Annotated in this window: 3 protein-coding genes; 2 read left to right on the forward strand and 1 reads right to left on the reverse strand. The window is 42.4% G+C overall.

From position 1 onward, the window contains the following. The first annotated feature begins 266 nt into the window (after positions 1-266). Positions 267-3,527 (forward strand): PDZ domain-containing protein, encoded by a 3,261-nt coding sequence (locus ACEW8O_RS03825; protein WP_373493300.1) that lies wholly within the window; start codon positions 267-269, stop codon positions 3,525-3,527. A gap of 670 nt (positions 3,528-4,197) precedes the next feature. After that, complete coding sequence (locus ACEW8O_RS03830; RefSeq protein ID WP_373493301.1) at positions 4,198-5,676, forward strand: YdiU family protein; 1,479 nt, start codon at positions 4,198-4,200, stop codon at positions 5,674-5,676. Between the two features lie 226 nt (positions 5,677-5,902). On the opposite strand, the gene ACEW8O_RS03835 is transcribed toward ACEW8O_RS03830, so the two are convergent. Continuing rightward, positions 5,903-6,772 (reverse strand): alpha/beta hydrolase, encoded by an 870-nt coding sequence (locus ACEW8O_RS03835; protein WP_373493302.1) that lies wholly within the window; start codon positions 6,770-6,772, stop codon positions 5,903-5,905. Positions 6,773-7,269: the final 497 nt, after the last annotated feature.

Consider the following 7,269-nt stretch of genomic DNA (forward strand, 5'->3'; position numbering starts at 1 on the left):
GGGTTAAGCAGGGTTCCAGCATAAAATTTGTGATTTTTATCAATAGGAATGGAGCTTTAGCCCATTCACAAATGTATCCACAAGGTAAATCGGCTTTAGCCAAAAGATAATTGTCCGCAAACTTGGTTCTAATGTTCAGATGTGGACATCTTAGATCCAACGTGATTTGTAAAATACTCAATATTAGACATTTATTTATTTGGCATCATGATGGTGGTTTTTATATCTTTATTATTGATCATGTAAAACCCTAAATATACAGCTTGATGATTTTCAGAAAAATATACTTTCTTTTTTGCACAATACTGATTTTTCCTTTAGAAGGAATGTCCCAGATTGATGCCAAAATTGTTCAATATCCGGATGTTTCCAAAACCCATATCACCTTTTCTTATGGAGGCGATATTTGGATAGTCTCCAAGAACGGAGGTCTGGCAAACAGATTGACTTCAGCAAAAGGGGAGGAGTCATTCCCCAGGTTTTCACCTGATGGAGGCAGGATCGCATTCAGTGGGAATTATGACGGAAATGTAGATGTGTATGTCATGGATGCCATGGGTGGAATGCCCTCCAGATTGACCCACCATGGAATGGGTGACAGGGTTACAGACTGGTATCCCGATGGTGAAAGTTTGTTTTTCACTTCTTCCAGAGAAAGTGAAAAACAACGCTACAGCCAGTTTTTTAAAGTTTCCCAAAAAGGTGGTTTGCCTCAAAAACTACCTGTACCCTACGGTGAATTTGGAATGTTGTCACCGGATGGACAAAAAATCGTCTATACGCCCAAAACCAGAGCTTTCAGAACCTGGAAGCGGTATAAAGGGGGAATGGCAACCGACATATTTATCTTTGACTTAAAGGATTTCAGCTCTAAAAATATCAGCAATAGCCCGTATAACGATGAGTTTCCCATGTGGGCAAATGATAAAATCTACTTTCTTTCAGACAGGGACGCAAACCAAAGGAATAATATCTGGAGTTATGATCTGAAAACCAAGAACATCAAACAAATCACCAATTTTACTGATTTTGATGTGCATTTTCCCAGCATTGGACCTGAGGAAATAGTATTTGGGGCAGGTGGGAAAATATATCTTTTGAACCTTGCCAATGAACAATATGCAGAAGTTCCAATTCAGGTTTCCTCCGATGTTTCCACGCTGATGCCAAGGAAGGTTACCGTCAATAAAAACATCCAGAATTTATGGCTTTCCCATGATGGCAACCGGGCTGTGATAGAGGCTAGGGGAGAACTGTTTTCCGTACCCGCCAAAGATGGACCTGTTATCAATCTCACCCAATCTTCAGGAGTCGCAGAAAGATACCCTTCCTGGTCCCCAAATGGTAAATATTTGGCCTATTGGTCAGATCGCTCGGGTGAATATGAACTTACCATAAAAGATTTGGAAAACCCCCAGGCTGAAAAACAACTGACCAAATACGGGCCAGGCTATCGCTACCAAACCATTTGGTCACCGGACAGTGAAAAACTGGCCTTTATTGATAAGGCCATGGATATTTATATTTATAATAGGATAAAAAACACCACTACCAAAGTTGACAAGCAAAAGTTTTATTATGAGGGGAACTTGAGAAATTTTTCAGTGTCCTGGTCTCCCGACAGCAGATACATGGCCTATGAAAAAAACCAAAGCAACAGGAGCAATTCCATTGCGGTTTACGATTCCCGGGAAAATATGCTCAGGGAAGTGACTTCGGGATTTTACGATGATCAGAATCCGGTCTTCGATCCCGAAGGAAAGTACCTGTATTTTCTGACCAACAGGGACTTTAATCCCATTTATTCCGATTTTGAAGGAACTTGGGTTTATGCCAATTCGACCCAATTGGCAGTCATTCCACTGAGCAAAGATACGCTTTCACCCATTGCTCCAAAAAATGACACCACTTCCGTGAAATCTGATCAAACTGCAGATAAGAAGGCTGATGACAAGAAAAAAGATAAAAAGGAGGAAGAAGCAAAGCCCTCTTCCAAGCCGGTGAAAATAGATTGGGATGGCATGGAAAACAGGATGGTGATCCTTCCGCCAACTGCCGGGAACTACAGAAGCCTGACCGCTGCCAAAGGGAAAGTAGTGTATTTGAAATATCCCGTGAGCGGGACTAGGGGAGGAAGCGGAACCTTGACCTTCTTTGACCTCAAAGAGAGGGAAGAAAAGACGGTAATGGAAAAGGTAAACGGTTACCAACTTTCAGCCGATGGTGAAAAAGTATTGGTTGTTTCAAATGGTGCATATTCAGTGATAAAACTTGCGGCCAATCAAAAGATTGAGGATAAGATGCCGGTTGAAAAAATGGAGATGACTTTGGTGCCTCAGGAAGAGTGGAAACAGCTTTTTATGGATGCATGGAGATTTGAGAGGGACTTTTTCTATGATCCAAACATGCATGGCGTGGATTGGGATGCCATGAAAGAAAAGTATGGCAACCTGATAGATCATGCCATCACCCGTTGGGATGTCAATTATATCCTCGGTGAATTGATCGGGGAAATCTCCGCTTCCCATACTTATCGGGGCGGGGGTGACCTGGAATCTTCTCCCGATAAATCGGTGGGCTATCTTGGAATTGATTGGGGATTGAAGGATGGGGCTTATTTCGTTAAGAAAATCATCAGGGGAGCACCTTGGGACAATGAAGCCCGGTCCCCTTTGGAAGAATCCGGAGTGAATATAAAAGAAGGTGATTTTATTCTTGCCGTCAATGGAGTGGCTATGGATGTCCAAAAAGATCCTTATGCGGCTTTTGAAGGATTGGCTGCTAGCACTGTGGAGCTTACTGTGAACAGCAGGGCCAATTTTCAGGGATCCAGAAAAGTCATCATCAAAACACTCGAAGATGAAACTCGGTTGCGTAACCTGCAATGGATCGAAGCCAACCGTAAGCGTGTGGAAGAAGCTACTGACGGTAAAATAGGCTACATCTTTGTGCCAAGTACAGGCCTGGATGGGCAATTTGAACTGGCCCGGATGTTTTATGCCCAATTCGATAAGGACGGTTTGATCATTGACGAGCGTTTTAATAACGGTGGACAGATTCCTGATCGATTTATAGAATTGCTTAACAGGAAGCCATTGGCATTTTGGGGAGTAAGGGACGGACAAACCTGGCAATGGCCGCCGGTAGCCAATTTTGGCCCCAAAGTGATGTTGATCAATGGTTGGAGTGGTTCGGGGGGAGATGCTTTCCCTCATTATTTCAGAAAAGCTGAATTAGGCCCATTGATCGGAACCAGAACTTGGGGCGGATTGATCGGTATCAGTGGTGCGCCAAACCTGATTGACGGTGGCTCGGTTTCAGTGCCGACCTTCAGGATGTTTGATCCCGATGGAAATTGGTTTCCTGAGGGATATGGGGTAGAACCTGACATCGAAGTTTTGGAAGATCCAACTGAATTGGCAAAAGGCAGAGATCCACAACTTGAAAAGGCAATTGAAGAGGTCCTGCGTTTACTCATAGAAAACCCACCTGTAAAGCCTGAAGTACCGGCTTATGAGAAGAAGTAGGAAGTTTGATATATGCTCTGCCACGGCAGACAGGTCTGCGATATAAAAAGATATCCGCCACAGCGGACAAGTTATGCCTCCGGCGATATATTTGATTACTGTAATTCATGCGGCTATTGTTCTTTTTGGGATGAAAAGATAAAAATTCAATTTGGCTAAAGCCGGAGAAAATCGCATCTTTTGAAATCGTCCAGCTAAAGCAGGACGCAATAGATAAAAGGCAATTGATCGGGTTTCCATCATGAAATTTTAGATTTTTATCAATAGGAATGGTGCTTTAGCCCATTCACAAAATGATTCCATAAGTTAAATCGGCTTTAGCCAAAAGAGATAGGTGAACCTAATTCCAAAGAATTCAATTTGGCTAAAGCCGGAGGAAAAATGGGTCATTTGATATCGTCCAGCTAAAGCAGGAAGCAATTGATAGAAGGCAATTGATCTGGTTTTCCATCATCAAATTTGAGATTTTTATCAATAGGAATGGTGCTTTAGCCCATTCATAATAAATGGCATAAGCAAATCGGCTTTAGCCAAAATAGTTAACCACAATCCGTTTCTATTTCCCAAACTCTTAAAATTGAAGATTTCAAAAAATCAAGATATAAATCCCAATGGCATGAATTATTGGATTCCCATAACTGTTCAATAGGTCATTACAAATACCTTTTATATGTCTTCGGTCAATATTATCAATAAAACAGCAGGTTGGAATCTTCAGCATACTTATGGAAAACTCCCCTCTGGTTTTTTCAGCTATCGGCAGCCTATTCCTGTCAAAGACCCAAAAACGGTTATTTTGAATGAGGATTTGTGTAAGGAATTGGGATTGGATTTTTCGGATTTTCCTTCTCAGGAGATTGCCCAGCTATTTTCAGGAAACAAAACCCCTGAGGGAAGTCAACCTTTGGCACAGGCGTATGCAGGACATCAGTTCGGTAACTTAACCATATTGGGCGATGGCAGGGCCATTCTGATCGGTGAACAAAAATCTTCAAACGGGAGTCTTGTGGATATTCAGTTGAAAGGTTCGGGAAGGACTCCCTATTCCCGTGGCGGGGATGGCAGGGCCACGCTTAAGTCCATGTTGAGGGAATACCTCATTAGTGAAAGTATGCATCATTTGGGCATACCGACCACAAGGTCTTTGGCTGTAGTTGAAAGTGGCGAATCGGTTTACCGGGAAAAAAGTCAGTCAGGCGCCATATTGACCCGCACTGCCCAAAGCCATATCAGGGTGGGTACCTTTGAATATGCAAGGCATTTCCTGTCTTTGGAGGAGCAAAAGGAGTTGACCAATTACACCATAGAAAGGCATTATCCTATCCTAATAGCGGAAGAAAATCCAGCTTTATCACTTCTAAAGGCGGTAATGGAAAGGCAGGTAACATTGGTGGTGGAATGGATGCGGGTGGGTTTTATCCATGGGGTGATGAATACAGATAATATGAGTATTGCTGGAGAAACCATCGACTATGGACCCTGTGCTTTTATGAATACCTACAGTCTCAAAACAGTCTTCAGTTCCATCGATGTCAATGGCCGCTATGCCTATGGCAATCAGCCCTACATCACCCATTGGAACCTTTCTATTTTGGCAGGTGCCTTACTGCCCCAAATTCATACTGAACAAAAGCAAGCCATTGAATTGGCACAGGAGGCCTTGAATTCTTTTCGGGGAATTTATCAGGAAAAGTGGTTGGCCATGATGCGGGGAAAATTAGGGTTGATGGAAACGGAAGCATCTGACAAACCTATCATCGAAGACCTATTGGCCTTGATGCAGCAATTTGGTGCGGATTACACCAATACTTTTGCAGCATTACAAACCGGTGATTTTTCAGGGGAGGCATTTTTCGAAGCTTCGGCCTTCCAGGAATGGTACCTGCATTGGATGAAACAGGTCACCAAGAATGGCAGGTCATTGGAGGAGGTACAAACCTCGATGGCTCAATATAATCCATACTTTATCCCAAGAAACCATCTGGTCGAAGAAGCTTTAGATAATGCATCATTAAATAATGATTATCAGTTGTTTAAAGAACTCAATAAAATATTAAAAACACCCTACATTCCAGATCCTTCCAAATTCCATTTTCAGTCTCCACCTCCTAATGGAGATACTGGATATCAGACATTTTGTGGGACTTGATGGAAATTGATTTTTGGGTTATTATTACAAAATTGAAGGAGTTAACTAAAACAGCATTTAAGAGAAGCGAAGAACTTTGCCTTGTCATATCGAACGAAGAGAGATATCTAAAAAGCCGGTAGGTATTAGACCTCTCCTGACGTCGAGGTGACAAGGAAAGGTCCATCCTGTAAATGAATACTATTTTATAATTCAAATTTTCAATATGTACTTTAAAATTACCTCCCTACTTCTGATGAAAAGACTCTGAAACAAATCCCAATACCTCCGGCAAAGATTCCCGCCAATAAGTCCAATTGTGTGCCCCGTCACGGATCCTGAATTCATGGGGGATTTCCTTTTTCTTCATGGCAATATGTACCAAGCTGTTTCCCTCATACAAAAAATCATCATCTCCACAATCAAAATACCACTTGACAGATTTCATTGCTTCAGGATCATTGAGTTCGATTTGTCTTAGGGCCTGATGTCTGTCATAATATGCAGTTAGTGTATTTTGATTTTTGACACTGACTTTTTGGGTTTCCAAACCTTGTTTGAATTCTTCAAAAGTATTGCTTCTGACGGCTGCACTTAGGGGACAGGCAGAGGAAAACAAGTCAAGTCTGTGCATGGCGTAGAAAAAGGAACCTCCACCTCCCATAGAGAGTCCTGCTATCGCACGGTATCTTTTTTCAGATTTGATTCGGTATTTCTTTTCCACTTCGGGCATAAGTTCCTCAAAAAAGAAATCCTCATACCGCCATTCATTGTTGACATCATTGAAATATCCCCGTCTTCCGGTATTGGCATCCGGCATGACGATGATCATGGCAGTGGCTTTTCCGTCTCTGATGGCCTGATCGGTAATACGCTGCACTTCGCCAAACTGTACCCAACCTGTTTGGTCATCACCACCACCATGCAGCAAGTAAAGGACAGGGTAGGAGCGTAGGGAAGTTTCATAGCCTGGGGGAAGGTATATGGCGTATTTCCTTTCCATATTCAGGATTTTACTGTTCATGGTCAGGTTGTCGAATACTTTGCTTTCCTGCGCTGATAAGGTTTGTAGGCTGAAAGTAAGGATTGCCAGAAAGAGAATTTTCAATCGGTTCATGGTGTTTGGGTTTTTGATTGTCGATGCAAGTTTACAACATTTTGTATATGATCAAAGTAGAAAATGATATCAGGTTACCCGCTGGGCAGTCGTCATCCTGAGTCTTTAACATTTTATAAATGTTCAGAATAGGTAATGACATTGAGGTCAGTCTAATTTGGTCTCGGCAAGCTCGACCACGGGGGTTGTCGTGCGGGGAGGAGGTAGGGATGGGAAAAGCGGCGTCGCCGCTTTTCCCATCCCTACCTCCTTAATTACCCAAATTCTCCGTTCCCCGAGCTTGCCGAGGGGCAATTTCTCAGAGGTCCTATTTATGATAATTCAATCATTTCCTAAACCTCGTGAGATGCTTCTCCCCCCGATAGCTATCAGCTTTTTTATTGCAATATCTAATTTTAGTGGATAGTTTCCAAAACCTTCTTTGGGCAAGTATCCCAATGAATATAACTCTAATTAATTATGGCGGTTTTTTTTATGTTGATATTCTCGGTGATGGT

Source organism: Aquiflexum sp., from assembly GCF_041749095.1.
Taxonomy (GTDB): Bacteria; Bacteroidota; Bacteroidia; order Cytophagales; family Cyclobacteriaceae; genus Aquiflexum.

Excerpts from the sequence above, each read along its gene's own strand:
- ACEW8O_RS03825 (WP_373493300.1), top strand. The coding sequence starts at position 267 with ATGATTTTCAGAAAAATATACTTTCTTTTTTGCACAATACTGATTTTT.
- ACEW8O_RS03830 (WP_373493301.1), top strand. The coding sequence starts at position 4,198 with ATGTCTTCGGTCAATATTATCAATAAAACAGCAGGTTGGAATCTTCAG.
- ACEW8O_RS03835 (WP_373493302.1), bottom strand. The coding sequence starts at position 6,772 with ATGAACCGATTGAAAATTCTCTTTCTGGCAATCCTTACTTTCAGCCTA.